Raw genomic sequence first — 23,985 nt, 5'->3', positions numbered from 1 at the left:
GGTCAGTCACCTTCGATCGTCCGGTTCGCCGCCACGCCTTCGGCGTGGAGCCGGTCGAGCAGCAGTTCCTCTTGACGCTCGAACTCTTCGATGCCGATGCGGCCGTCCTCCAATTCGTCGTTGAGTGCGGCCAACTGGGCCCTGAGGACGGTCGGGTCGTTCAGTTCTCGCTCCGCCGCCCCGTGCACCTTGTCCGCCACCCACACCACCCCGCGCACGGGGGCGAGGGGGAGCAGGAGAATCCCGGTGATCAGCCCCATGCCGCACCCGTCCGGGCCGGAGCGAGCGGGGTGGTGCCGGTCACGAAGCTGTAGCAGGGCAGTGGGCCCACGACCCTGAGGTCGACGTGGTCGGGGCGCGCGTCGCCGAGACGCCGTGCCGCGTCACGGAACTCGCTCTCCCGGGCCCGGTCGACCAGGAACGACACGTTGAGCGCGCAGTCGCGCACCTCGGGTCCTCTCGACACCGCGTGGGCCATCGACGTGAGCTCGGCCAGGATCTGGTCCCCGGCCTCGGCCGCCCTGCGTGCCAGTGCCTTGGCCACGGCCTCACCCAGTCGTACGGAAGCCTCGTAGCCCGGCGTCCGGCGGGCGTCCTGGCGGAGCCGGCGTACCTGTGGCTCCTCGGCGACCACCGCGGCGAGCGAGTCCTGTGCGGGGAACGCCTTGACGTTGATCTCCACGCGTCCGGCCAGCTGCTCCAGGGCCTCCAGGCAGGCCTTCTCCGTGGCGGCCAGCTGCTGGAGCACGGTCTGTTCGCCCGTCGCCACCATGCCGAAGCGCATGGGCAGGACGGAGTCGACCTCCGCGAGCCTGACCAGCAGTTCCTGGTGTGCCATGAGATCGCGTCGCCGGGCACGCAGCCGGGCGGGCGCCTCGCTGACCACGGCACGTACCGCTCCCCGCCCGATGGCCGTGAGGCGCGCGGGAGGAGTGCCGACGCCGCTCAGCCCGGTCGGCACCGCCGTGGTGTGGCGGACGATGCCGTAGACGTACACACCCTGTGTCGGCATGGCTCAGGCCTCCACGGGACGACGGCGACGCGCGCCGCCGGAGCGCTCGGGGGCCCGCCGCTTCTTGGGGCGCGCGGGCTCCGCTGCCTCGTCGGCCCCGTCCTCCGGGTCGCCGTCGCGGTCGTCCGCGCCCACGGCCTTGCGTACGGTGTCGCCGACCGTCGACGCCGCCTTGCGCACCTTGCGCTTGCCGATCGACTTGGCCGCGGTCCCGCCGAGCAGCTCGGGGATCGTGGTGCTGCCGGAATCACGCTCCAGGTCGAGCCGGTTGCACGCCTCCGCGAACCGCAGATAGGTGTCCACACTTGCCACGACGATGCGGGCGTCGATCTTCAGGATCTCGATCCCGACGAGGGACACCCGGATGAAGACATCGATCACCATGCCGCGGTCGAGGATGAGTTCCAGTACGTCGTAGAGCGTGCCGGAACGCGGCGGGCAGGTGACTTCGTCGGAGTAGGAGGTCGTGGCCATGCGGGTCCTTCCGGTTCTGGGGCCGCCGCGTCATTCGTCGGCGGAACCCCGTCGGTAGCGGCGCACTCGCCGGTACTCCACGAGTTCGCCCTCCTGGTCGAGCCGTACCTCGTAGGAGGCGAGCAGGCTCGTGGTGTCAGGAATGCGAGGCACCTCAAGGACGTCGACGACGACGCACCAGCCGTCGTCGTCGGCGCGCCGGACGGCGGAGACGCCCTCCAGCGGATGCGCGATCAGGCCCTCCAGGCTCTGGCAGGCAGCCCGGGCCGCTCCCTGGGGACCACCGTCCGAGGAGCCCTTGCGTACGGCGGACGAGGGGTGAGCGGCCCGCTTACGACGTGTCTCTGCCATGGTTCCCAGTCTGGGCGTCACCGCGCCCGGTGCATCTTGGGCGGACCCATCGGTGCGTATCCGCTGGTCCGGCGCACAGAGCGGGCACTCCGTGCGGAAGTGGCCCGGTCGCTTCCGGACGGCCGTTCCGGGGCAGGGCCCGCCCTCGCGTGTCCGCAGCGGATGCGGTGACCAAAAGTGACCGCAATATGACAAAGCGGGCAGGCGGTACTAGATTCCCGTCGCAATGAACGTGTGTCAGATCGACCGGAGCGCATCGTCCCCGCGCGGACCGGGAGAGGCACCTCGCGGAGGGGAAGCATGACCAACGCCGAGGCCGGTACCGACACTCCCGCTGAGGCGTCGCCGGCGGCCAAACTGACCCTGCTCACCCTCACGACGATGGTCGTCGGCTCCATGGTCGGGGCCGGCGTCTTCTCGCTGCCCCGGCGCTTCGCCGCGGAGACCGGTGTCGCCGGAGCCCTGATCTCCTGGGCGGTCGCCGGTATCGGCATGCTGATGCTCGCGTTCGTCTTCCAGAAGCTCGCGGTCCGCAGACCCGATCTCGACGCGGGCGTGTACGCCTACGCCAAGGCCGGGTTCGGCGAGTACCTGGGCTTCTTCTCGGCCTTCGGCTACTGGGCCAGCGCCTGCGTCGGCAACGTGACCTACTGGGTCCTCATCATGTCCACCGTCGGGGCGATCGCCCCGGCCCTCGGAGACGGCGACACGGCGCTCGCCATCGTGCTGTCGTCGGTGGGGCTGTGGGGGTTCTTCTTCCTCATCCGGCGCGGAGTGAAGGAAGCGGCGGCGATCAACCGGATCGTGACCGTGGCGAAGGTCGTCCCGATCCTCGTCTTCGTGATCCTCGCCCTCTTCTACCTCGACACGTCCGTCTTCGCCGACAACTTCGCCGGAGCCGACTACGCGGGCTCGCTCTTCAACCAGGTGCGCGGCACCATGCTGGCCACGGTCTTCGTCTTCCTCGGCGTCGAAGGGGCCAGCGTCTACTCCCGCCACGCCAAGCGGCGCGAGGACGTCGGCCGGGCCACCATCCTCGGCTTCCTCAGCGTCTTCGCCGTCTTCGCCTCCGTCACCATCGTCTCGTACGGCATCCTGCCGATGGCCGAGATCGCCGAACTCCGCCAGCCCTCCATGGCCGGGGTCCTGGAAGCGGCGGTCGGCACCTGGGGCAAGGTCTTCGTCAGCGTGGGGCTCATCATCTCCGTCCTCGGCGCCTACCTGGCGTGGACACTGATGGCCGCCGAGGTGCTCTTCGTCGCCGCCAAGGACGACGACATGCCCCGCTTCCTGGGCCGGTCCACCGCCGCCGACGTGCCCGTACCCGCCCTGCTCCTGACAACGGCACTGAGCCAGCTGGTCCTCGTCATCACCGCCTTCTCGGACGACGCCTTCAACTTCGCCCTCGACCTGACCAGCGCGCTCACCCTGATCCCGTTCCTGCTGGCCGCCGCCTTCGCCCTCAAGATCGCGCTGAGACCCGACAAGGAGCGTGCCGAGGGCCGCGTCACCCGGGGGGAGTTGGTGGTCGCCGCGCTCGCGACCCTCTACACGGCCTTCCTGCTCTACGCGGCGGGGCTGAAGTTCGTCCTCGTCTCCTTCATCCTCTACGCCCCGGCGACCTTCCTGTTCGTCAAGGCCCGGCGGGAGCAGAACCGCCGCCTCTTCTCCCCGGTCGAAGCGGTCATCTGCGCCGTCTCGATCGCGGGCGCCGTCATGGGTGTGATCGCCCTGGCCGCCGGCTGGATCGAACTCTGACCCGTCCCACCCCGGCCGCCCCGCCGGTGAACCGCGAAAGGCTTCCCATGACTGACACGACCGCCCAGAGCCCCGCCCTCGGTGTCCACTCCGAGGTCGGCAAGCTGCGCAAGGTCCTGGTCTGCGCACCCGGGATGGCCCACCGGCGGCTCACCCCCACCAACGCGGACGACCTGCTCTTCGACGACGTGATGTGGGTGGAGAACGCCCAGCGCGACCACGCCGACTTCGTCGACAAGCTGCGGCAGGCCGACGTCGACGTCGTCGAACTCCACGAACTGCTCGCCGAGACCATGGCGATCCCGGCGGCCCGGGACTGGCTGCTGGACCGCAAGATCACCGCCAACGAGGTCGGTCTCGGGCTCATCGAGAACACCCGCGCCTTCCTGGAGTCGCTGGATCCCCGCCGGCTCGCCGACTACCTGATCGGCGGGCTCGCCACCGCGGACCTCCCCGACGAGTTCCGCTCCGGCTACCTGGCACTGGCCCGCGAGTCGACGGCCGCCCGCGAATACCTCATGCCGCCGCTGCCGAACACCCTGTACACCCGGGACACCACCTGCTGGCTCTACGGCGGCGTCACCCTCAACCCCCTGTACTGGCCCGCCCGCCACGGCGAGACTCTCCTGATGGCCGCCATCTACGCCTTCCACCCCGACTACCGGGGCGCGAAGGTCTGGTGGGGCGACCCGGAACAGGACTGGGGACAGGCCACCTTCGAGGGCGGCGACATCATGCCCGTCGGCAACGGCGTCGTCCTCATGGGCATGAGCGAACGGACCTCCCGTCAGGCCATCACCCAGGTCGCCGCCTCCCTCTTCCGCGAGGGCGCCGCCGAGCGCGTCATCGTCGCGGGCATGCCCAAGCTGCGTTCCGCCATGCACCTGGACACCGTCTTCACCTTCGCCGACCGCGACATCGTGACGCTCTATCCGAGAATCATGGACGCGGTCCACGCCTTCTCCCTCCGTCCCAGCGACAAGGCGCCGGGCGTCGAGATCACGGACGAGGGCTCCACCCCCTTCGTCGACGTCGTCGCCGAAGGGCTCGGACTGCCCGCGCTGCGGGTCATCGAGACGGGCGGCGACGTGTACGCCTCCGAACGCCAGCAGTGGGACAGCGGCAACAACGCCGTGGCGCTGGAACCCGGCGTCGTCTTCACCTACGACCGCAACACCCAGACGAACACCCTGCTGCGCAAGGCGGGCGTGGAGGTCATCACCATCGTCGGCGCGGAGCTGGGCCGCGGGCGCGGCGGTGGCCACTGCATGACCTGCCCGCTCGTCCGCGACCCCGTCTCCTTCTGACCCGCCACCGTCAGGTGCGGGCCTCCGGTCGGTCAGGCCGTCAGCTTCCCGGGCAGCCAGGCGAGCTGCGCGGCCTCCTGGTGGGGGCCGCCGCCCTCGTGGTCGTTGAAGTCGTACACCTCTATCGACTTGTCGGCGTGGGCGTACGCGTTGAACGCGGCGAACACCGTGGACGGCGGGCAGGTCAGGTCCTCCAGCGCCGTCGAGAACAGCGCCGGCGCCGTGGCCCGCGCGGCGAAGTGCACCCCGTCGAAGTAGGCGAGCGTCTCCTTGACCCGATCGGTGCGGCCCCGGTGCGTCTTGAGGTAGTCGCCCACCTCGCGATAGGGGTTGCGGTCGGTCACCGTGAGGGCGCGCGGGAAGTCGCAGAGGAACGGGACGTCCGGCGCCACGGCGACCAGGTCCGGCACCAGACCGGCGACCGCGAGCGTGATGCCGCCGCCCTGGCTGATCCCGGCCGCCGCGGTGCGCGACGCGTCGACGAGCGGGTGGGAGCGGGCGGCCTCCACGGCCCGGACCGCGTCGGTGTACAGCCGCCGGTAGTAGTAGTCGTGCGGGTCCTCGATGCCCCGGGTCATGACTCCAGGGAACGCGGGGCCGCTGCCCACCGGATCGGCGGTGTCGCCGCCGGCCCAGCCGCTGCCCTGGCCCCGGGTGTCCATGACGAAGTGCGCGAACCCGGCCGACGCCCAGAGCAGATGGGTGTGGGCCAGGCCCCGCCCACCGCCGTACCCGATGAACTGCACCACCGCCGGGACCGGTTCGGTGGTGCCCGCCGGAAGCACCAGCCAGCCCTTGACCGGGTGGCCGCCGAAACCGGCGAAGGTCGCGTCGTACACCTCCACGGTCTTCAGGCCCGTGTCCGCGCGGAGTTCGAAGCGCGCGTCGAGCGGATGGCTGCGGGTCTCTTCGAGCGTCCTCGACCAGAACGCGTCGAAGTCCGCGGGCTCCGCCGAAGCGCTTCGGTACGTACGGAGTTCTTCGAGGGGCAGGTCGAACAGGGACATGCGGGCCGCTTTCGTCGCACGGATGAGAGTGATCACACGGTACGTGCGATCCCCCGGTCCGCAGAAGCCCGGTTCCGTCCCCGGACGGAGATGCGTCAGGGCCGGCCGACGCGCACCGTGACCGTCTTCGGGCGCTGGTACTCGTCGAGGGCGAGCACGCTCAGGTCGGTGCCGTGGCCCGAGGAACCCCGTCCGCCGTGCGGGAGTTCGGCCGTCTGCACCAGATGGCAGTTGACCCACGCCTCGCCCGCGTCGAGCCGGGACGCCAGGTCGATGCCCCGCTCCAGGTCGGTCGTCCACACACTGGACGCCAGCGCCTGGGGCACGCTGTTGGCCAGGGCCAGGGCCTCCTCGACGGTGGCCGCCCGCTCGACGGTGAGCAGGGGGCCGAAGACCTCCTCGGTGACCGCGGGGTCGGCCGGCGGCAGATCGGCCAGCACCCTGGCCGGACGCCAGTAGCCCTTCTCCTCGCCCGCCGCCGCCTCGACGGTCCCGGTCGCCGAGTGCCCCGCCTGCGAGGCGGCGACGATCCGGTCGTAACGGGCCGCCTGGTCCGCGTTGTTCAGCGGCCCGAAGTCACGGCCCGCCACCCGCTCCGTCATCGCCGCGCCGAGCAGCGCGACCACCCGGTCGTAGTTCTCCGCCAGGGCGATCACCCGCGCGGGCGCCGCGCAGCTCTGGCCCGCGTTGTACGTCGCCGCCTCCGCGAGCGCCGCACACGTCTGCGGCGGGGCGTCGGGGAGGACGATCGCCGGGGCGTTGCCGCCCAGTTCGAGGCTGACCCGGCGGGTGCCCGCCCGGGCCGCGACGTCCCGGCCCGCCTCCGGGCTGCCGGTGAACGCGACCATGTCGACCGCGGACTCCACCAGCAGCCGGCCCGTCGCCCGGTCGCCCGGCACCACCTGCAGCACCCCCTCGCCGAGCACCGCCGCCGCGTGCGAGGCGAGCAGCACGAGCGAGTCCGGGGTGGTCTCGGCCGGTTTGACCACGACGGTGTTCCCGGCGGCCAGCGCGGGCGCGCACCGCCAGGCCGCCATCATCAGCGGGTAGTTCCAGGGCACCACCACCCCGACCACGCCGACCGGCTCCCACCGCACCCAGCTCTCGTGGCCGGCCACCAGCGCCCCCGAGGCCGGTACGGTCCGGGTCCGGGCCGCCGTGGCGTAGAACCGGAAGAGGTCGGCCACCTGCGCGACCTCGCCCGCCGTCTCCGGCTCCGGCTTGCCGGTCCCCGCCCGCTCGCACGCGGCGTACTCGGCCGCCTCCGCCTCGACCGTCGCGGCGAGCAGCCCCAGGCGTACGGCCCGCTCCCTGGGGGTGAGGGCGCTCCAGCCGGGCAGCGCCGCTCTGGCGGCGGCCACCGCCCCGGCCACCTCCCGCTCGCGCGAGACGGGCGCCGTACCGCGCGCCAGACCGGTGCGGGGGTCGGTGAGGGTGGTCTTCATCGGTGGTTCCTCCGGCAGTTCGGGTGGTGTGTCCTCGGGCGCCCCGGAGTCCGGGCCGCCCGTCAGAGGTCGTACGAACGGAGCCAGAGCTCCAGGGTGAGGACGAGCCAGAGCTTCCCTCCCTGGCGCGGCAGCAACGTGCCCCCGCCCTTCAGCCACGTGCGGACGGTGTCCTCGCGGAACAGCCCGCGCTCCCGGGCCCCGCGACCCAGCAGCAGATCGTTGCCCAGGTCCCGCAGCGGACCGGTGAGCCACTGCTGCACCGGCACCCGCATCCCGCTCTTCGGGCGGTCCACCACGGTGCCGGGGAGGAGGTCGCGCACCGCCTCCTTGAGGACCCACTTCTCCACCGTGCCCCGGAGCTTGTACACCGGGGGAGTGGCGAAGGCGTGGTCGACCACCCGCCGGTCGAAGAGCGGCGCGCGGCCCTCGACGCCCTGGGACGAGGTCAGCCGCTCCACCTTGGTGAGGATGTGGTGGGCGCCCTTGGTCCGCAGATTGCAGTGGAGCAGCTGGTTGAGCAGGCTGCCCATGCGGTACGGGCTGCCGGGGCCCGGCAGCAGGTACGGCTCGACGAAGCGCTGCGGACGGGGCGCGTCCACCAGCGCGTCCAGCGCCTGCGGGGTCAGCAGCACCGGAAGGTCCGTCCAGCACTTGCGGTACGACCGCAGATAGGCCGTCGCCCGGTCCTCGTCCCACGGCGCCCCGGGCTCCCGGTGCATCTCCTGCACCAGCATGGGGAGGTTCTTCGGGCCGCCGAAGACGGGGTCGCCGCCCTCGCCGTTGAGCACCACCGGGGCTCCCTCGTCGGCCACCGCCTCCGCGAGGAGCAGATTGGGCACCGTCAGCGGGTCGCCCACCGGACTGTCCAGCAGGGCCGCGGCCTCCGCGAGCCGCGCCGCGACCGTCGTGCCGGAGACGTTCAGGACGCGGTGCCGGGTCCCGCAGTGCGCGGCGACGAGGCCCGAGTAGCCCAGCTCGTTGGGGAGTTCGTCGCCGAAGCTGATGGAGTACGTGCGGACCGGACGGCTGTGCAGCTTCGCCGCGAGCGCCGTGACCAGCGAACTGTCGATGCCCCCGGACAGCAGCACCGCCACCGGCTCCGCCTCGGGCAGCCGGCAGGCCACCGCGTCCTCCAGCAGGGCCCGCAGCCCGAGGACATGGTCCTGCGGCTCGTCGGGCGCGTCCGCGTCGAGCCGCTCGGCCGGCTCCCAGTGGACGGCCTCGCGCACCGAACCGTCCGGCGACAACCGCACCACCCGGCCCGGCAGCACCTCCCGTACACCCGTCAGCAGCGTCTCCTCACCCGGCAGGTACGCGAAGGTCAGGAACGAGCGGACGGCGGCCAGGTTCAGGGAGGTGCCCAGCGCCGGCCACCGGCGCAGCGCCCGCAGCGAGGACGAGGCCGCCCACGCCCCGTCCGCCCGCGCGTAGAACACCGTACGGGCGCCCACGTGGTCGCGGAGCAGCACGAGGTCGGTGCCGTCGAGCACCGCCAGCACGAACATGCCCTCGGCGAGCGCCACCCCCTCGGCACCGAGCGACGCCCAGCAGCGCAGCAGCAGTTCGGCGTCCGGACAGCGCGCGGGGGCGGGGGTCCCGTGCCGCTCCAGCGCGTCCCGCAGCACCGGCACGTTGTGCAGGGTGACCTCACCGGTCGCGGTGAGACCGCACGCGGTGAACGGGCCCTCGGCCGGGCCGGGTTCGCCGCGCAGCAGTGCCGCGTCCGCACACGGGACGGTGATCTCCGGCCCGACGCCGGGGATCGCGCCCATCGCCCGGACATGGGCGCGGGCCCCGTCCGTCGTGGGGGCAAGACTCACACAGAAGCGCGCCATCGACGGCTCCTTTCCGCTCTGTTCCTCGCCGGGTCCTCTTCATGCGCCCTCTGCCGGTGTCCGGCCCCGATCCGCCGAACACCACCGGGGCGCCTCAGCCGAAGTCGTCGTCGCTCCAGCCGCCGTCGTCCCCGCCGCCCCAGTCGCCGTCCCAGTCGTCGTCCGCCGGGTCGGCCGGTCCGTCCGAGTCGCCGGAACCCGCCCCGTCGCCGCCGTCCCCTCCGGAGTCCCGCGCCGCCTGCCGGCGCAGCTCCTCCTCTTCCTCCGGGCTCAGGCTCAGCGGCGGCAACTGCGCCTCGGTGACGACCAGAGCCGTCACCCCGATGCCCGCAAGCAGCAGGCCCATCCGGCCGCCGAAGGACGTGCGGTTGACCGTGAGGGAGTCGCCGCGCCCCCACACGGTCCGGCCGTACCCGAGGTCGCGGCCGTACGTGACGGTGCCGTTGGACACGCGTTTGACGATGCGGTCCCCGAGGAGTTCGTCGGTGCCCGACGCCCCCGTGTTGTCGTACCAGCGCACCAGCCCCGCCACCGACGGATCGCGCCGCCGCCACTCCTGCCGGCCGTCCTGGTAGGAGCGGTGCACACTGCCGTCCGCCAGCAGCTCGTCGCTGTAGCCGATCTCTCTGGGCCTCATCATGGTCTGCTGTCCTCAGGCTCTTCCGGTCGGATCGGGCCAGCTCAAGAAGCCCGTGGTACGCAGGTCCCGCAGCTCCGTCCACACCGAGGTCCGCGGCACCCGGGGTCCGCGGGTGAGACGCAGCACCCCGCGGACCAGCCGGCCGGGGGGCACGGCGGCGACCTCGGCGAAACGGCCCTGCGCCAGCCACTCCGTCTCCTGCGGCCTGAGAGTGCCGGGCAGCGCGGCCAGTTCCTCCCGCCGGACCGGACCGCGCCCGGCCGGCAAGCGCATGGCCTGCGCATGCCGCGGCACGAGCCCGAGAGAGGAGACCCGCACGCCGGGGACGGGGCCGAGGGCGGCCCGGACCCGGCCGCGCAGCGCGATCCCCCGGGGGCTCGCGTCGTGGAGCACGTACACCGTGGCCCCGCCCGCGCGCTCCAGCGCGGTGGTAAGCCGCGGGTCGAAGGGCAGTGCGTCGGCCACCGTGAGGACCGGGCAGGCGGCCTCCAGGTGGACGTGGTTGGCGAGCAGCATCCGGGCGATCGCGCGGTCCTGGCAGACCAGGAGGCGGGGCAGCCCGTAGTCGTGGAGGTCGGGTTCGCTCGTCCGTGCCGGGGCGGGCGCCACCCCGGGCGGGGAGGGCAGCAGGCCCGGCACCGTGTCCCGGCCCCGGGCGTCCAGCGCGCGGGTGAACGACGGCAGTCGCAGGTACGGCCGCGCGGTGCGCGGAACCCGGCTCAGCACGGTCAGCGCCGGATCGAGGACCCGGCAGGTCTCGAAGTACAACTGCCTCTCGGTGAACCGGAGTCCGCCCGGTTCGGCAGCCCGTGCGGCGGCGGTGCCGATCGCGGCGTGCAGGGCGGCGTCCAGCGCGCGGACGAGCGGGCGGGGACGGGGACCGCCGGACGGGTCCGGGAGGGCGTGCGCCCTGATGAGGGGAGGGCGTCGGGGCGTCATGAGGTGCTCCTGTCGCGCGGGTCGTGCTGCCCGGTGGTGCGGGAGGCGCCGCGGGGCTGCGGCTGCCCGGTGGGGTCGGGCCAGGTGAGGAAGCCCTGGGAGAGCGGGCTCCCGGGGCGGTCCGGCCGCGGGGCTGGCGCCGTCACGGCGTGCTCGACCGCCCTGGTGACGGCCTCGGCGAGGACCGGGGGCGGCACCGCGGCGACCGGCCACCACCAGCCCTCGGCCAGCCGGGCGGCCTCGTGTCCGGGCAGACCGGCCACGGTGCGCAGCAGTTCGGCGTCGCACCCCGAAGCGCCGGAGAAACGGCGGACGGCACGCGGGTTGCGGGCGACGGCCCCCGGCCGGAGACCCGCGTCCACGACGGTCCGGCCGGGATGGGCCGCACGGAGCGCCGGGGCGAGCAGGGCGCCCTCGGCGTCCGCGTCGTGCACCACCACGACCGGCAGACCGTCGGCCGGGTGACCGGCCAGCAGCTCCAGCGCCTCGCGCACCCGTCGGGGCCCGTCCGTGCCGCCGACGCGGTCGGCGGCCTCCGTCACCAGGAGGGTGTGCGGCCGGTTCGGGAGCCCGTTCTCCCGGAGGAAGCGCGCGACGACCGGATCGGTGCAGAGGAGCACCACTTCGGGCGGTCCCGACCGGGCCTTGGCCGCGCGCCGCGCGGCAGCCGTGCCCGCCGCGCGCCGCTCGTCCACCACCCCGCCGGGCAGCCCGCCGTACGTCGTCGTCCAGGCACCGTGCATCAGCGCCCGGAACGTGCTCTCCGGCGGCTGGACCAGCGCGAACGCGCCCCGTCCCGGACGGTGGCGCAGCGCGACCGCCAGGACCAGCACCACCGGGACGAGCCACGCGGCGGCCGTCCGGACTCCGCCGTGCGCCACGACCGCGACCGCCACCAGCGCGGCCGAGAGCGGCAGCGCGACCCCCCACCGCACCCACGCCCGGACACCGCGCGGCCGGGACGCCTCCGAGAAGGGGTTGGACGACCGGGACGCGTACCAGAGCTGGGCCAGGGTGATCCTCAGCCGGCCGTTGCCGGTCGCCCGCTCGACCTGGCGCCTGATGCGGACGTCGTGCATCCCCGCACCGTCCGACCACGGGTCCAGGGCGTAGCGCCGCCCGCAGCGCGCGCATCTGCCGCCGACGCGTTCCCTGCGGGTGATCCGCGCCTCGCAACCCGGACAGATCACTGGCCGGGCTCCCGTCCGGTACCGGGGGAGGGCCAGGTCAAGAAGCCCAGACCGGCCGCCCCGGCGCGCGCGGGATCGGGGCGCCGGGTGGTCCGGGCGGCGCACCGGGCGACGACCTCCAGCAACCGGGCCGGGGGCAGCCCGACGAGGGGGAACCCCCAGCCCCGCCCCAGCCACTTCAGCTCCGCCTCGCCGAACTCGCCGAGAGCGGCGAGTTCGCGCCGTGCCGCCGCGTCCGGGCCGCGCCTCCGGTCGCGTACCGGTACCGCTTGGGCCAGGCCGTGGACCTTGCCCACGGGGAGGCCGGCGTCGACCACCCTGGTGGACGGAAACGCGTCGCGGGCACGCCGGACGAGGAGCACCCCGTGCGCGTCCGCGTCGTGCAGCACGATCACCGGCCCCCGCGGTGCCAGGCCCACGGCCTCGTCGAGGGTCCGGACGAGGACCAGGCCGTAGTGGCCGGCCACGCCCTCCGCCGTGAGGAACGCGAGGACCGACGGATCGGGGCAGAGCAGGACCCCCGCCGCCCGGACGTCCGGAGCGGGCCCGTGCGGAGAGGGCGGGGCACCGTACGGGTCCCGTTCCCGCACGGGCTCGTCCACCAGGCCGGGCGGCAGCTCGCCGTACACCCTGAGCCACGGGACGAGGACCGCCGAGCGGAACGCGTCGCGGTCCACCGGCGGGACGCCCCGGCCCACCCCGGCCTTGCGGGCGACGACCACCGTCAGCGACACCAGCAGGAAGACCGCTCCGGTGAGGAAGGCCGGTACGAAGGGGACCAGGACACCGGCGAGCAGCAGGGCGGCGCCTCCGAACGCCAGCAGCGGGTTCCATGCCGCGCCGAGCCTGCTGGTCCGCAGCGAACGGCGCGACAGGGCGTACCACAGCTGGCCGGGGGAGACCGCGACGTGACCGCCGGCCGACAGCTCGGACATCACCCGCCGCACCCGCAGGTCGCTGAGCCCCAGCGTGTTGGTCTTCGGGTCCAGCGCGTAGAGGCGCTTGCAGTACGCGCACCTGTTGCCGGGGCGTTCCTTGCGGAGCAGGTTGTGCTCGCAGTGGGGACAGATCACCGGGTGGCCTCCAGCGCGGCGGCCACCCGGCGCAGCCGGCCCGCCAGCCGCTCCCGGACCGTGGCCGGGGCGATGCCGTGGACGTTCTGACGCTCCTCCACGGAACGCAGGGCCGAGGCCAGAGCCCGGAAGTCGGTGGTGGCCGCCGCGGCGAGCGCCCCCTCGCGGGGGTGCGACGGGCTCCCGCCGAGGGCCCTGCGCTCCGCCTCCGGGGCGGTGATCGCGTAGTCCTCGTGGTCGATGCCGTACCCGGTGTTCGCCGTGACGATGGTCAGGGGCCGCCTGCCCCGGTTGGCGAAGGAGTGGGGCATCATCTCGGGGATGCGGATGAGCATCCCCGGCACGAGTGGTACGTCGACGGTCCTGCCGCGCTCGGTGTCGTACAGACCGCACGACGCGTGACCGAGCGACAGCACGTAGTGCTCGCCTCCGTGGGCGTGCGGGGTGAACGCGCTGCGGGGACCGACCATCCCCAGCTTCACCGTCGCGTTGGACGGCCGCTCCGGGGACGTCGCCGCGTCCCCCACCAGGTAGTGGGCGAACTGGCCGTCGTCGATGAAGGGGATCATCCCGCCGCCGGGACCCAGCGGGCGGCAGTCCTCACGGTCGGCGACGAGGACGGAGCCGTCCGGCCGCACATGGTAGAGGCGGACACCGCGGGGCAGCGCCCCGCGTACCCGGTCCGGTATCTCCCCGCCCGCGCCCATCGCGCCTCCCCCTGCCCCCGTGACGCGCGGCGCGCGCGTCACGGGGAATCGTAGGGCGGGACGGGCCCCGAGCGGGAGGTGCGGACATGTCTCTCCGGTGAAGTCACGGTGAACGCGGGGGTGTGCGGGCGTACGGACGGCGTGGCGGACGGCCGCCGCGCGCCCGAATGGCGGCACCCTTGCCCGGGGCCTACCGTCGAACGGGTAACGCGTCCGGCCCGCCCGGGCCGTCGACGCCGCCGTCGGCAGACGTGAGTACTGATATGACGGACTCTCCCGCGCATGTCGCACATCGGGCCGCGCCCCGCAACGAGGGCCGCGGCAAGGGCATGGCACTCCTGGTCATCACCTCGTGCCAGCTGATGGTCGTGCTCGACATCACCATCGTCAACATCGCGCTCCCGCACATCCAGACCGCTCTGGGCTTCAGCACCGAGAACCTCTCGTGGGTGATCAACGCCTACACCCTGACGTTCGGTGGCCTGCTCCTGCTCGGCGGACGGCTGGGAGACATCCTCGGACGCCGCAGGGTCTTCATCTTCGGCGTCCTGCTCTTCGTGTTCGCCTCCCTCCTCGGCGGTCTGTCACAGGAGTCCTGGCAACTGCTCGCCGCCCGGGCGCTCCAGGGCGTCGGTGGCGCCATCGCGTCCCCCACGGCGCTGTCGCTGATCACCACGACCTTCCGTGAAGGACCCGAGAGGAACAGGGCGTTCGGCGTCTTCGCCGCCGTCTCCGCGGGCGGCAGCGCGATCGGCCTGCTCGCCGGTGGCCTGCTGGTGGAGTGGCTCGACTGGCGGTGGATCTTCTTCGTCAACGTTCCGATCGGCCTGCTGATCGCGCTGGCCACCCCCCGCTACATCCCCGAGTCCGTACGCCACCCGGGACACTTCGACGTCCTCGGCGCCCTCACTTCCACGCTCGGCATGGTGATGCTCGTCTACGGCTTCATCCGGGCTTCGGAGGACGGCTGGAGCGACACGGTCACCCTCGGAGCCTTCGCGGCGGCGGTGGTGCTCCTCGCCGCGTTCATCGCCATCGAGCAGCGGTCGAAACAGCCGATCACCCCGCTCTGGATGTTCCGCGACCGCAACCGCGCGGGCACCTACGGCATCATGCTGTCCCTGTCCGCCGCGATGTTCGGGATGTTCTTCTTCCTCACCCTGTTCGTGCAGAACGTCCTGGGCTTCAGCCCGTTGCGGGCGGGCCTCGCCTTCCTCCCGGTGAGCGCCATCATCGCGGTCGGTGCCGGGTTCGCCTCCCAACTGCTCCCCAGGTGGGGGCCGAAGCCGTTCATGGTGACGGGTGCGGTGCTGGCGGCGGCGGGACTCGGCTGGCTGACCCTGACCGATGCCGACAGCACCTATCTGGGCAGCCTGCTCGGCCCGGTGCTCGTCTTCGGCTTCGGCATGGGACTCCAGTTCGTCTCGCTGACCCTCATGGCGGTCTCCGGCGTCCGCCCCAAGGAAGCGGGAGCGGCCTCCGGCATCCTGAACGCCACCCAGCAGGTCGGCGGTTCGCTCGGACTCTCCATCCTGGTCACGGTCTTCGGCACCGCGAGCCGCAACGAGGCCACCGACCAGATCCCGAAGTTCATGCGGGAGGCGACCCCCGCACAGCAACTGGAGTTCCGCAGGACCGGCGAACTCCCGCCGCCCTGGGGCAACGAGGTGCTGTCGTCCGGCGTGTCCGCCGCCTTCGTCGTCGCGGCCGTGCTCGCCGTGCTCGCCGCGCTTATCTCCCTCTTCGTGATCCAGGTCCGCGCCTCCGACCGCGAACGGCTCCAGGGCGGCGCGGCCCCCGCGACGGACGACGACCCGGACGTCGCGGCGGGGACCGGTACGAGTACGGGAACGGCCGCGGGCCCGGACGGTTCGGCGCTCGGGGACGGTTCGGCGGTCCGGGACCGCGCGCCGGACGACGGGCCCGGACCACCGGCAAGCTGAACGGCGCTCCCCGGGCCCGCGAGCCCCTGTGCCGCCCTCCCGCCGACCAGGGTCGGAGGGCAGCACAGGGGCTCACAGGGCCATGAGGGCGCGGAGGCGGGGAAGTTCAGCGCGCGGCGAGGGCGTCCGTCCCCATGTCCAGCCGCATGGCGTCGCGTACCTCGGCGAGCGCGTCCATGACGTCGACGAAGGCGCGCTCGCAGCGGTCGTCCCCGTCCACCACCCCGGCACCCGCCTCGTCCCGCAGCCTGCGCACGCTCCGGAAGTAGCGGAGGGCGGGCTCGACCACGGCGCGCGGCGCGAAGACCTCCAGCTGATAGCGGAGTTCGTAGCACTTGGCGAAACTCTGCCGGGCCCGGACCTGGCGGTCGGCATCGGCCGGTGTCCGGTCGAGTATCAGGAGTTGCAGCTCGCCGCGTACCTGGGAGAGCGTCCCGAGATAGGCCCCGTACAGTTCGCGCCTGCCGCGCCGCCACTCCCCGGCCGCCTCACGTCGGTCCTTGCGGTTCTCGATCAGCAGCGTCGAGCCCATGGCGATCACCGCACCGAGAAGCGTGGCCACCAGCGTCATCCATTCCATGCTCGAACACGGTAGGGAGACGGGGTGATCCACGCCAGGGTGTCGCGTGCGGCCCGCGCGAGCCGGGGGAGGCCGCGCGGGGCGTACGCGGAACGGGTCGGGGTGCGCTGCGGGGAAAGGCTCAGCCGAAGCCGAAGATGCGCGCGAGGAAGAAGGCGGCGAAGATCGCCGCGCCCACCAGGACGACGGCCGCCCAGACGGCCGGGTGTTCCCACATGCCTCCGTCCGCCCGCTCCTGGTGCGCCTCACCGATGCAGCCTTCGGCCGGCGGTGTCTCTCCCGGGGGATTCAGTGCGGTAGTCATGCATCAACCGTCTCTCCACCCGGGCCCCGGCGCACGCCGTGGCACCGCCGGCCGCGGGCCGAGCGTGCGGGGCGGCTCGTGCGGGGTGTGCGGTGTGCGCGGGCTGTGCGTGGGGTGCGGTTCGTGCGGGCTGTGCGTGGGGTGCGGGGTGTGCGGGGGGTGCGTGCCGGGCGTCCCGGTCACTCCCGCCCGTCGGCCGAGCGGGCGGCCTGCCCGCCCGTGCCCAGCAGTCCGGTGGCCTCGAACCTGGCCCGTTCCTCCAGGCGCGGCAGCTGCCGCCGGGACACCCAGGTGACCAGAGGCGGCAGGAACGGGCGTACGGGCTGCGCCAGCCGCAGCCACGGCGGCGCGTACACCGTGGCGGAGCGGCGCTCGATACCGCGCACCAGCCACCCGGCGACCTGCTCCACCGGGTGAATCCGGCGGGCCGGGGGAGGCATGTGCCCGCGCAGCTCCCGCAGCACGTCGTACCGGTCCGCGTCGCGGATCATGTCGGTACTCACCCAGCTGAGATAGGCGATACCGACGCCCACCCGGCGGTGGGCGAGCTCCGCCCGCAGGGACTGCGCGAGCGACTCGGCACCCGCCTTCGACGCGCAGTAGGCGCTCATCATCGGGGCCGCGCCGAACGAGGCCGTCGAGGCCACCTGGAGGAAGTAGCCGTGCGTCGCGAGCAGCCCGGGCAGGAACGCGCGCGCGGTGACGGCGCTGCCGACGAGATTGACTTCGACGACCCGGCGCCAGGTCACGGGATCCGACGTACCGAAGGGGCCGCCCTCGGCCACTCCGGCGTTGGCCACCACGATCGACGGAGGGCCGAGGCGCGCGGAGATCTCGCCCGCCACGCGCTCCATGGCCGCGTCGTCCGTGACGTCCACCTCGAAGCAGTGCGCCTCCGTCTCCAGGCCCTCCGCGACCCGCTCCAGCGTCTGCCCCTCCCGCCCGAGGAGCGCGACACGTACGCCCCGGTGCGCCAGTTCCCTCGCGACCCCGGCACCCACGCCGCGCGCCGCCCCGGTGACGACCGCGAGCCGCCCTTCCAGCGGATTCCTGTCGCGCATGGTGCCCTCCTCGGCTGTGCGGGCGAGGACCGTGCCCATGGCGTATGCGGTCCGGCGGCGGTCCGCCGCCCGTTCCACCCAAACACGCCGGACCGGATCGGGCTCGCGCTGAGGGCCGGCCGTGCAGGGGGCCGGCCGGTGCCGGTACGCGGCCGGGTGACCACACCACGTACGCGGGGTGGCTGATCACGCAGGGCGCTCGAGTCGTGGCGGGGGCCGGTGGCGGCTCGTCCGGCGGCAGGCGGAGCGGCGTCGGCAGCCGTACTTGAACGCTTGTAAAGCGCACGTAAATCTGTGGCGGGTCCACTCCTCCGGCACCCGGGCCAGTTGTGGATCACGGCGACAAATCAGAAAGCGCTTGTTGTCCCGGTGACCGCTCAGCGGTGACTTTATTTCCGCCTGGTTAAACGGGAGTTCGGCGCGTCAGCGGCGCTCTGGTCGGCAGCTCGGCCGTCCGTATAGGTTCCCGCTCGGCCGTACATCCTTACGAGTCGAGGAAACCCTTTGACCACCAGACCCACCGGCAGACACGTCCTGCCGGTCATCGGAGCAGTCCTGCTGGCCGCCGTGGCGATCCCGTCGGCGTCCAGTGCCGCGTCCACCGGTTCCAGCCCCGTCCCGAGCGCCCCCGCGGCCGGTCCCGGAAGGTCTTCCGCCGTCACCCTGGTGACGGGCGACAAGGTCACCGTGACCACCAGGGGAAGCCTTCCCGCGTCGATATCGGTCGTGGGGCCGGACGGTGCGGATGCCGAGGCGAGCATCACCAGCGTCGGCGACGACACCTTCGTCTACCCGGCAGCCGTACGTCCCTACCTGGCCTCCGGGCTGATCGACCAACGGCTCTTCAACGTCACCCGGTTGATCTCGGACGGCTACGACGACGCGCACATGGCGCACGTGCCGCTCATCGTCACCTACACCTCGGCCGCCGCGGCGCGCAGCGCGGCGGGCACCGGCACCAGCCTGCTCCGGTCCGTGGCCGGGCCGGGCGACGCGCGTCTGCTCAGCAGCGTCGACGGAGTCGCACTCACCGAGGACCACGACGACGCCGCCGCCTTCTGGACGTCGCTCACCGGAACGGCGTCCACCACCCCGTTCGCCCGTGACGCAGGCAAGACGGCGCCCGGCGGCTTCGCGGGCGGCGTCGCCAAGGTGTGGCTCGACGGCAAGGCCGAGTCGCTGATGGCCGACACCGCCGCGCAGATCGGGGCTCCCGACGTCTGGGCGGGCGGCAACACCGGTGAAGGCGTGGACGTCGCCGTCCTGGACAGCGGATACGACGTCGAGCACCCCGACCTCCAGAACATCGCCTCCTCGGAGAGCTTCGTGCCGGGCGAGGACATCGACGACCACCACGGACACGGCACGCACGTCGCCTCGACCATCGCCGGCAGTGGCGCGGCCTCCGGAGGCAAGGAGAAGGGCGTCGCCCCCGGCGCCCGGCTGCATGTCGGCAAGGTCCTCGACACCAGCGGAAGCGGCCAAGACTCCTGGATCCTCGCCGGCATGGAATGGGCCGCACGCGAGGTGAAGGCCAAGGTCATCTCCATGAGCCTCGGATCCGACGCGCCGAGCGACGGCACCGACCTGCTCAGCCTGGCGGTCGGTGAACTCAGCGCCGAGACCGGCGCCCTGTTCACCATCGCCGCCGGGAACACCGGCCCGGCCGCGCACACCATCGGCTCCCCCGGCACCGCGGACGCCGCCCTGACGGTCGGCGCGGTCGACTCGGCCGACGCCATCGCGGACTTCTCCAGCCGCGGGCCGCGCTTCGCCGACGACGGGATCAAACCCGAGATCACGGCACCCGGTGTCGACGTCCTCGCCGCACGCTCCCGGCACTCCTGGGACGGCGAGGGGTACTACATGACGAAGAGCGGCACCTCGATGGCCACCCCGCACGTCGCGGGCGTCGCCGCCCTGCTGGCAGCGGAGCATCCCGACTGGACGGGTACGCAGTTGAAGGACGCCCTGGTCAGCACCTCCAGGGCGACGCCCGCGATCGGCGTCGACGACGGGGGCAACGGCCGGGTCGACGCGGTGGCCGCCACGAACGCCACCCTCTTCGCCACCGCCGCGGTGGACGCGGGCATCCACTCGCTGGGCGGCGCACCCGGCGAGACGGTGGCCAAGACCGTCGAGTGGACCAACACCGCCGAATCCGCCGTCGTCGTCGACCTCGCGATGGAGGCGTCCGGCGCCCCCGAGGGCCTCTTCACCCTGTCGGCCGACCGGCTCACCGTACCGGCGCACGGCAGCGCGTCGGCGACCCTGACGACGCACCTGGACGAGGCCCCCGCCGCACACCGCTTCACCAGCCGCGTCATCGGCTCCGTGGACGGCACCGCGGCGACCCGCACCCTCGTCGGCGTCAGCACCCAGGAGAAGCCCTACCACCTGAGGATGAAGCTCCTCGACCAGCAGGGCTCCCCGGTCGTGGGAACCACCATGGTCGAGCTGCTCCGGCAGGGCGGCGGCGACTACGCCTACAGCTACGCCGTGACGGACGACGGTGTCATCGACACCATCGTCGCCCCCGGTACGTACGCCGTGTGGTCGCTGGCGACCGTCAAGGGCGTCCACGGCGCCTCGTCCGAGGGACTCGGGCTGCTGAACGCGCCGTCCGTCGAGGTCCACCAGGACACCGACCTGGTTCTCGGCGGAACCGCCCTGCACGAGGCCCGCGCCGTCACTCCCAAGCCGGCCGCCTCCGACAACCAGGGGCGCGTCGACTACGTCCGTACGTTCGACACCGGCGAGGGCGTCCTTTCCAGCCTGACCGTCGGCACCCGCTACGACAGCGTCTGGCTCCAGCAGGCGCCCAAGGTCTCGGACGGCCGCACCCTCGTCACCGTCCGCTGGCGCGAGAAGCAGCCCGTCCTGAGCGTGAGGTCGGGCAGCCAGGACTTCGACGACCTCTGGGTGCAGGCCGGTTCGGGTTCCCTGCCCGCGGGCGTCGGCACCGTCGACGCGGTGTTCGCCGGTGACGGACTCGCCGACGACTACACCGCCCTCGGTACCGGAAAGACCCTGGACAAGGCCGTCGTCGTCCGGCAGAGCGACGACGAGGACGACGCCGACGAACAGATCGCCCAGGCCGAGAACGCCGGCGTCAAGCTCCTCCTCATCGTCAAGAACGGCAACGGCCGGATGTACGACGCGATCAAGCGCACCAGGCTGACCGTCGCGGGCCTCTCCGCCACCGGCGGCAACGCACTCGTCGCCCGGATCGGCGCGAGCGCCACCGGCAGCGTGCCCCTGCGCGTCGCCTCCCACCCCGACACGGACTACCTCTACGACCTGGTGAAGTCCTGGAAGGACCGGATTCCGGCCGACGTCACCTACGCGCCGAAGGAGCGCGAACTCGCCAAGGTCGAGGTCGACTTCCGCAACGACCCCGCGCACGGCGTGGACGAGTACCGCTTCGACCTCCAGCCCTACGCCTCGATGCGCAGCGGGGTGACCGCACGCTCGACCGCGGGGGCCCACCGCACCGACTACCTCACCACCGACAGCTCGTTCCGCTGGTACGAGGAGGTGTACGAGTACGACCCCAAGCTCGGCCCGCAGTCCCTCCAGGCGTCGGACCCGCTCCGCTACCCGGCCGGACGCACCACCGAGGTGACCTGGTTCGGCCCGTTCCAGCGCCCCCGGGTCAACACCAGCATCGACCTGCCCACCCGTACCGGCTCCGAGATCGCCGCCTATGTGCCCGGCTGGGGCGACTCGGGCGAGAACCACGCGGGGACCGCCGGCTACGGACCCAACACCCAGACCACGGAGCTCTACCGCGACGGACGGCTCACCGCCACCGCGGACGGCGGTTACCTGTACGCCGACGTGCCCGCCGCCAGGGCCGGCTACCGCCTGGTGACCACCACCGCCCGCACCGGCGACTACCCCTTCTCCACCAGCACCAGGACGGAGTGGACCTTCGTTTCCCGGGCGGCGAAGGACCCGGAGGAAGTGAGTCAACTCCCGCTGATCCAGCTCGACTACACCCTCCGTACCGCCGCCGACGGATCGGCGAGGCGGGACGCCTCCCTCCTCGTCACCCCGTCGCACCTGCCCGGCGGCCCGAGGACGACCCCGCGCACCACCGCCGTGGAGCTCTCCTACGACGACGGGGCGCACTGGCGGAAGGCTCCGGTCGGCTCCTCCGGCAAGGGAGCCACGGTCCGGCTGAACGCCCCGAGGGGCGCGGACTTCGTCACGGTACGGGTGCACGCCACCGACGGCCGGGGCAACACCGTCACCCAGACCCTGGTCCGGGCGGCGGGCATCGCCTGACCACGGCCGGTCGGTCGGGGCGGCGCCCCTGACCGACCGGAGCGACCGACACCGGGCGGAGGCCGGGCCGGAACATTCCGGCCCGGCCTCCGTGCGATCCGCCCCGGGCACGCTCGCCTTCGCGCGGTCGGGCATCGAGACGGTTGAGTACGAGGACTCAGGCCGCGGACGGGTCCACTGCCGGACGATGGAGCTCACCACGCCACACCGCTGGAGCGCGGCCCGGAAGTTCCTCCTGACGGGCGGGACTTCCGGGCCACGGCGTGGTCCAGTTGCCCGTCCGCTCGCCAGACCGCAGGAGAATCCGTGCTCAGCCGCATCGCCGCCGCCGTCGTGCCCTCCCTCGGGCACCTGACGACCACCTCCGACGAGGAGGAGGCCCCCGCCCCCGGATCGCTCATCGTCGCCAACCACACCTCGCTCGTCGACCCCGGGATCGTGCTGGCCGCCCTGCTCCGCCACGGCATCGAACCGGTCGTCCTCGCGACGGCCGGCCTCTGGCGCGTCCCCGTGCTCGGCCCGCTGCTGGTCAAGGGCGGCCACGTGCCCGTCCACCGGGGCAGCGTCCGGGCGGCCGAGTCCCTGGAGCAGGCGGCCACCGCCCTGCGGGCCGGCCGCCACGTCCTCATCTACGCGGAGGGCGGGCTGCCCCTGCGGAAGGACTCCGCCGAGGCCGCGCCCGAGAGGTTCCGCAGCGGGCTCGCCCGTCTGGCGCTGGCGGCCGGCGTCCCGGTCGTACCGCTCGGCCAGGCGGGCGCCCGCCGCGTGGTCTCCGGCGGCACGGTGAAGCAGATCGCCGGGCTGCTCACGGCACCCGCCCGCCGGCCGCGCCTGCACGTCCACTTCGGCAGCCCCGTACGGCTGCCCGAGGACATCCCGGCCGCGACCGCGGAGGCGCACCGGGCGGTCACGGCGGCCTGGCGCACGGCCGCCGCGCACCTGGGGGAGGGCGCGGCGCTCGCCGCCTGACCGGCCGCCCGCCGAGTCACCCGGCGGGCGGCGCGGCCGGGTCGGCGTTCCGGTCAGCGCTCCATCATGCGCATCTGGGCGTCGTTGTGGGTGTTGCCGGCGGCCGGGGCGAGGCTGGAGAGCTGGGCCAGCTGCTCTCCGGTCAGCGTCACGGCGTCGGCGCCGGTGTTCTCCTCGACCCGGGCCACCCGCCGGGTGCCGGGGATGGGCGCGATGTCGTCGCCCTGGGCCAGCAGCCAGGCGAGGGCGACCTGGGCCGGGGTGGCATCGATCTCGGCGGCGATGGCGGCGACCTCGTCCGCCAGCCGCAGGTTGTGCTGGAAGTTCTCCCCGGCGAACCGGGGGTTGTCGGCGCGGAAGTCGGTCGGGTCGAACTGGTCGGTGGAGCGGATCGCGCCGGTGAGGAAGCCGCGTCCCAGCGGGGAGAAGGGGACGAAACCGATGTTCAGCTCGCGCAGCACCGGCAGCACACGGTCCTCGGGGTCCCGGGTGAACAGCGAGTACTCGGACTGCAGAGCGGTGACGGGATGGACGGCGTGGGCACGGCGGATGGTGTCGGGTCCGGCCTCGGACAGGCCGATGTACCGGATCTTGCCCTCGGCGACCAGCTCGGCCAGGGCCCCGACGGTCTCCTCGATCGGAGTGCCGGGGTCGACGCGGTGCTGGTAGTACAGGTCGATGTGGTCGGTGCCGAGGCGCTTGAGAGAACCCTCCACGGCGGCGCGGACGTTGGCCGGGCTGCTGTCGGCCCCGCCCTCGCGGCCGGTGTGGGAGATCAGACCGAACTTCGTCGCGAGCACCACCTGGTCCCGGCGCCCCTGGAGGGCCCGGCCGATGAGTTCCTCGTTGACGAAGGGGCCGTACACCTCGGCGGTGTCGATGAAGGTGACGCCCAGCTCCAGGGCGCGGTGCACGGTGCGGACGGACTCGGCGTCGTCCGTCCCGGCGCCGGTGTAGCCGTGCGACATGCCCATCGCGCCCAGACCGATGCGGGAGACCTCCAGGTCACCCAGCTTGATGTGCTTCATGGTTCCTCACTCTTTCTGACGGGTTCGGTGCCCCGGGGTGATGACCAGCTGAACTGATCATGCTCCTTC

At 73.0% G+C, this 23,985-nt stretch carries 21 protein-coding genes; 5 read left to right on the top strand and 16 right to left on the bottom strand.

The genetic code is table 11. The features are described 5' to 3' along the window. Positions 1-2 precede the first annotated feature (2 nt). Genes ACFWEE_RS05655 through ACFWEE_RS05640 form a run of 4 tightly spaced genes read right to left on the bottom strand, consistent with a single transcriptional unit; the run spans position 3 to position 1,837 of the window. Complete coding sequence (locus ACFWEE_RS05655; RefSeq protein ID WP_386886640.1) at positions 3-260, bottom strand: gas vesicle protein GvpG; 258 nt, start codon at positions 258-260, stop codon at positions 3-5. Next, positions 251-1,012, bottom strand: coding sequence for a GvpL/GvpF family gas vesicle protein (locus tag ACFWEE_RS05650; RefSeq protein WP_386886639.1), 762 nt, complete (start codon positions 1,010-1,012; stop codon positions 251-253). Before ACFWEE_RS05650 ends, ACFWEE_RS05655 begins: the two co-directional genes overlap by 10 nt. Positions 1,013-1,015: 3 nt before the next feature. Next, on the bottom strand, positions 1,016-1,486 hold the full coding sequence (locus ACFWEE_RS05645) for a gas vesicle structural protein GvpA (RefSeq protein WP_386886637.1): 471 nt from the start codon (positions 1,484-1,486) through the stop codon (positions 1,016-1,018). Between the two features lie 30 nt (positions 1,487-1,516). Further along, positions 1,517-1,837: a gas vesicle protein gene (locus ACFWEE_RS05640; protein WP_386886635.1), complete on the bottom strand. Its 321-nt coding sequence runs from the start codon at positions 1,835-1,837 to the stop codon at positions 1,517-1,519. Between the two features lie 300 nt (positions 1,838-2,137). On the opposite strand from ACFWEE_RS05640, the gene ACFWEE_RS05635 reads away from it, so the two are divergent. Together ACFWEE_RS05635 and arcA are read left to right on the top strand one after the other, a co-directional pair. After that, positions 2,138-3,595, top strand: coding sequence for a basic amino acid/polyamine antiporter (locus ACFWEE_RS05635; RefSeq protein ID WP_386886633.1), 1,458 nt, complete (start codon positions 2,138-2,140; stop codon positions 3,593-3,595). A gap of 47 nt (positions 3,596-3,642) precedes the next feature. Next, complete coding sequence (arcA, locus tag ACFWEE_RS05630) at positions 3,643-4,902, top strand: arginine deiminase (protein WP_386886631.1); 1,260 nt, start codon at positions 3,643-3,645, stop codon at positions 4,900-4,902. 32 nt (positions 4,903-4,934) lie between these two features. On the opposite strand, the gene ACFWEE_RS05625 is transcribed toward arcA, so the two are convergent. The 8 genes from ACFWEE_RS05625 to ACFWEE_RS05590 all read right to left on the bottom strand — a co-directional run bounded on the left by ACFWEE_RS05625 (position 4,935) and on the right by ACFWEE_RS05590 (position 13,783). Next, on the bottom strand, positions 4,935-5,909 hold the full coding sequence (locus ACFWEE_RS05625) for an acetylxylan esterase (RefSeq protein ID WP_386886630.1): 975 nt from the start codon (positions 5,907-5,909) through the stop codon (positions 4,935-4,937). Positions 5,910-6,004: 95 nt separating this feature from the next. Beyond that, positions 6,005-7,354 carry an aldehyde dehydrogenase family protein gene (locus tag ACFWEE_RS05620; protein WP_386886628.1) on the bottom strand — a complete coding sequence of 450 codons (1,350 nt, stop codon included), beginning with the start codon at positions 7,352-7,354 and terminating at the stop codon, positions 6,005-6,007. A 62-nt stretch (positions 7,355-7,416) separates the two neighbouring features. After that, positions 7,417-9,192 carry an asparagine synthetase B family protein gene (locus ACFWEE_RS05615; RefSeq protein ID WP_386886626.1) on the bottom strand — a complete coding sequence of 592 codons (1,776 nt, stop codon included), beginning with the start codon at positions 9,190-9,192 and terminating at the stop codon, positions 7,417-7,419. A 94-nt stretch (positions 9,193-9,286) separates the two neighbouring features. Further along, positions 9,287-9,832: a hypothetical protein gene (locus tag ACFWEE_RS05610; protein WP_386886625.1), complete on the bottom strand. Its 546-nt coding sequence runs from the start codon at positions 9,830-9,832 to the stop codon at positions 9,287-9,289. A gap of 12 nt (positions 9,833-9,844) precedes the next feature. Beyond that, complete coding sequence (locus ACFWEE_RS05605; protein WP_386886623.1) at positions 9,845-10,771, bottom strand: hypothetical protein; 927 nt, start codon at positions 10,769-10,771, stop codon at positions 9,845-9,847. After that, positions 10,768-11,850, bottom strand: coding sequence for a hypothetical protein (locus ACFWEE_RS05600; RefSeq protein WP_386886621.1), 1,083 nt, complete (start codon positions 11,848-11,850; stop codon positions 10,768-10,770). Before ACFWEE_RS05600 ends, ACFWEE_RS05605 begins: the two co-directional genes overlap by 4 nt. A gap of 107 nt (positions 11,851-11,957) precedes the next feature. Beyond that, the gene (locus ACFWEE_RS05595) at positions 11,958-13,034 is read right to left on the bottom strand and encodes a hypothetical protein (protein WP_386886619.1); all 1,077 of its coding nucleotides are present in this window, start codon (positions 13,032-13,034) and stop codon (positions 11,958-11,960) included. Beyond that, on the bottom strand, positions 13,031-13,783 hold the full coding sequence (locus ACFWEE_RS05590; RefSeq protein WP_386886617.1) for a cupin domain-containing protein: 753 nt from the start codon (positions 13,781-13,783) through the stop codon (positions 13,031-13,033). Before ACFWEE_RS05590 ends, ACFWEE_RS05595 begins: the two co-directional genes overlap by 4 nt. Before the next feature lie 221 nt (positions 13,784-14,004). Here ACFWEE_RS05590 and ACFWEE_RS05585 point away from each other — a divergent pair, with 221 nt between their 5' ends. Further along, entirely contained in the window at positions 14,005-15,684 is a 1,680-nt protein-coding gene (locus tag ACFWEE_RS05585) for an MFS transporter (RefSeq protein ID WP_386886616.1), read from the top strand. Positions 15,685-15,790: 106 nt separating this feature from the next. Here ACFWEE_RS05585 and ACFWEE_RS05580 read toward each other — a convergent pair whose 3' ends face one another. The 3 genes from ACFWEE_RS05580 to ACFWEE_RS05570 all read right to left on the bottom strand — a co-directional run bounded on the left by ACFWEE_RS05580 (position 15,791) and on the right by ACFWEE_RS05570 (position 17,629). Beyond that, positions 15,791-16,264: a hypothetical protein gene (locus ACFWEE_RS05580; RefSeq protein WP_386886615.1), complete on the bottom strand. Its 474-nt coding sequence runs from the start codon at positions 16,262-16,264 to the stop codon at positions 15,791-15,793. Positions 16,265-16,385: 121 nt separating this feature from the next. Beyond that, a complete protein-coding gene (locus ACFWEE_RS05575; protein WP_386886613.1) occupies positions 16,386-16,568 on the bottom strand; it encodes a DUF6480 family protein in 183 nt (60 codons plus the stop codon). Between the two features lie 179 nt (positions 16,569-16,747). Continuing rightward, positions 16,748-17,629: an SDR family oxidoreductase gene (locus tag ACFWEE_RS05570; protein WP_386886612.1), complete on the bottom strand. Its 882-nt coding sequence runs from the start codon at positions 17,627-17,629 to the stop codon at positions 16,748-16,750. Positions 17,630-18,133: 504 nt separating this feature from the next. Between ACFWEE_RS05570 and ACFWEE_RS05565 the strand changes: the two genes are divergently transcribed. Together ACFWEE_RS05565 and ACFWEE_RS05560 are read left to right on the top strand one after the other, a co-directional pair. Next, a complete protein-coding gene (locus tag ACFWEE_RS05565; protein ID WP_386886610.1) occupies positions 18,134-21,919 on the top strand; it encodes a S8 family serine peptidase in 3,786 nt (1,261 codons plus the stop codon). A 306-nt stretch (positions 21,920-22,225) separates the two neighbouring features. Then, entirely contained in the window at positions 22,226-22,888 is a 663-nt protein-coding gene (locus tag ACFWEE_RS05560; RefSeq protein ID WP_386886609.1) for a lysophospholipid acyltransferase family protein, read from the top strand. A 53-nt stretch (positions 22,889-22,941) separates the two neighbouring features. Here the strand turns inward: ACFWEE_RS05560 and ACFWEE_RS05555 are convergent, their stop codons facing one another. After that, positions 22,942-23,916 carry an aldo/keto reductase gene (locus tag ACFWEE_RS05555; protein WP_386886607.1) on the bottom strand — a complete coding sequence of 325 codons (975 nt, stop codon included), beginning with the start codon at positions 23,914-23,916 and terminating at the stop codon, positions 22,942-22,944. Between the last annotated feature and the right edge of the window lie 69 nt (positions 23,917-23,985).

Source organism: Streptomyces sp. NPDC060184, assembly GCF_042728795.1.
Taxonomy (GTDB): Bacteria; Actinomycetota; Actinomycetes; order Streptomycetales; family Streptomycetaceae; genus Streptomyces.
Note: the sequence above shows the minus strand (reverse complement) of the source record. Positions and strands in the feature narration are given on the sequence as shown.

What these genes read in the sequence shown, in the direction of transcription:
- ACFWEE_RS05655 (WP_386886640.1), bottom strand. Translation starts at nt 260, where the DNA reads ATGGGGCTGATCACCGGGATTCTCCTGCTCCCCCTCGCCCCCGTGCGC.
- ACFWEE_RS05650 (WP_386886639.1), bottom strand. Translation starts at nt 1,012, where the DNA reads ATGCCGACACAGGGTGTGTACGTCTACGGCATCGTCCGCCACACCACG.
- ACFWEE_RS05645 (WP_386886637.1), bottom strand. Translation starts at nt 1,486, where the DNA reads ATGGCCACGACCTCCTACTCCGACGAAGTCACCTGCCCGCCGCGTTCC.
- ACFWEE_RS05640 (WP_386886635.1), bottom strand. Translation starts at nt 1,837, where the DNA reads ATGGCAGAGACACGTCGTAAGCGGGCCGCTCACCCCTCGTCCGCCGTA.
- ACFWEE_RS05635 (WP_386886633.1), top strand. Translation starts at nt 2,138, where the DNA reads ATGACCAACGCCGAGGCCGGTACCGACACTCCCGCTGAGGCGTCGCCG.
- arcA (WP_386886631.1), top strand. Translation starts at nt 3,643, where the DNA reads ATGACTGACACGACCGCCCAGAGCCCCGCCCTCGGTGTCCACTCCGAG.
- ACFWEE_RS05625 (WP_386886630.1), bottom strand. Translation starts at nt 5,909, where the DNA reads ATGTCCCTGTTCGACCTGCCCCTCGAAGAACTCCGTACGTACCGAAGC.
- ACFWEE_RS05620 (WP_386886628.1), bottom strand. Translation starts at nt 7,354, where the DNA reads ATGAAGACCACCCTCACCGACCCCCGCACCGGTCTGGCGCGCGGTACG.
- ACFWEE_RS05615 (WP_386886626.1), bottom strand. Translation starts at nt 9,192, where the DNA reads ATGGCGCGCTTCTGTGTGAGTCTTGCCCCCACGACGGACGGGGCCCGC.
- ACFWEE_RS05610 (WP_386886625.1), bottom strand. Translation starts at nt 9,832, where the DNA reads ATGATGAGGCCCAGAGAGATCGGCTACAGCGACGAGCTGCTGGCGGAC.
- ACFWEE_RS05605 (WP_386886623.1), bottom strand. Translation starts at nt 10,771, where the DNA reads ATGACGCCCCGACGCCCTCCCCTCATCAGGGCGCACGCCCTCCCGGAC.
- ACFWEE_RS05600 (WP_386886621.1), bottom strand. Translation starts at nt 11,850, where the DNA reads ATGCACGACGTCCGCATCAGGCGCCAGGTCGAGCGGGCGACCGGCAAC.
- ACFWEE_RS05585 (WP_386886616.1), top strand. Translation starts at nt 14,005, where the DNA reads ATGACGGACTCTCCCGCGCATGTCGCACATCGGGCCGCGCCCCGCAAC.
- ACFWEE_RS05580 (WP_386886615.1), bottom strand. Translation starts at nt 16,264, where the DNA reads ATGGAATGGATGACGCTGGTGGCCACGCTTCTCGGTGCGGTGATCGCC.
- ACFWEE_RS05575 (WP_386886613.1), bottom strand. Translation starts at nt 16,568, where the DNA reads ATGACTACCGCACTGAATCCCCCGGGAGAGACACCGCCGGCCGAAGGC.
- ACFWEE_RS05570 (WP_386886612.1), bottom strand. Translation starts at nt 17,629, where the DNA reads ATGCGCGACAGGAATCCGCTGGAAGGGCGGCTCGCGGTCGTCACCGGG.
- ACFWEE_RS05555 (WP_386886607.1), bottom strand. Translation starts at nt 23,916, where the DNA reads ATGAAGCACATCAAGCTGGGTGACCTGGAGGTCTCCCGCATCGGTCTG.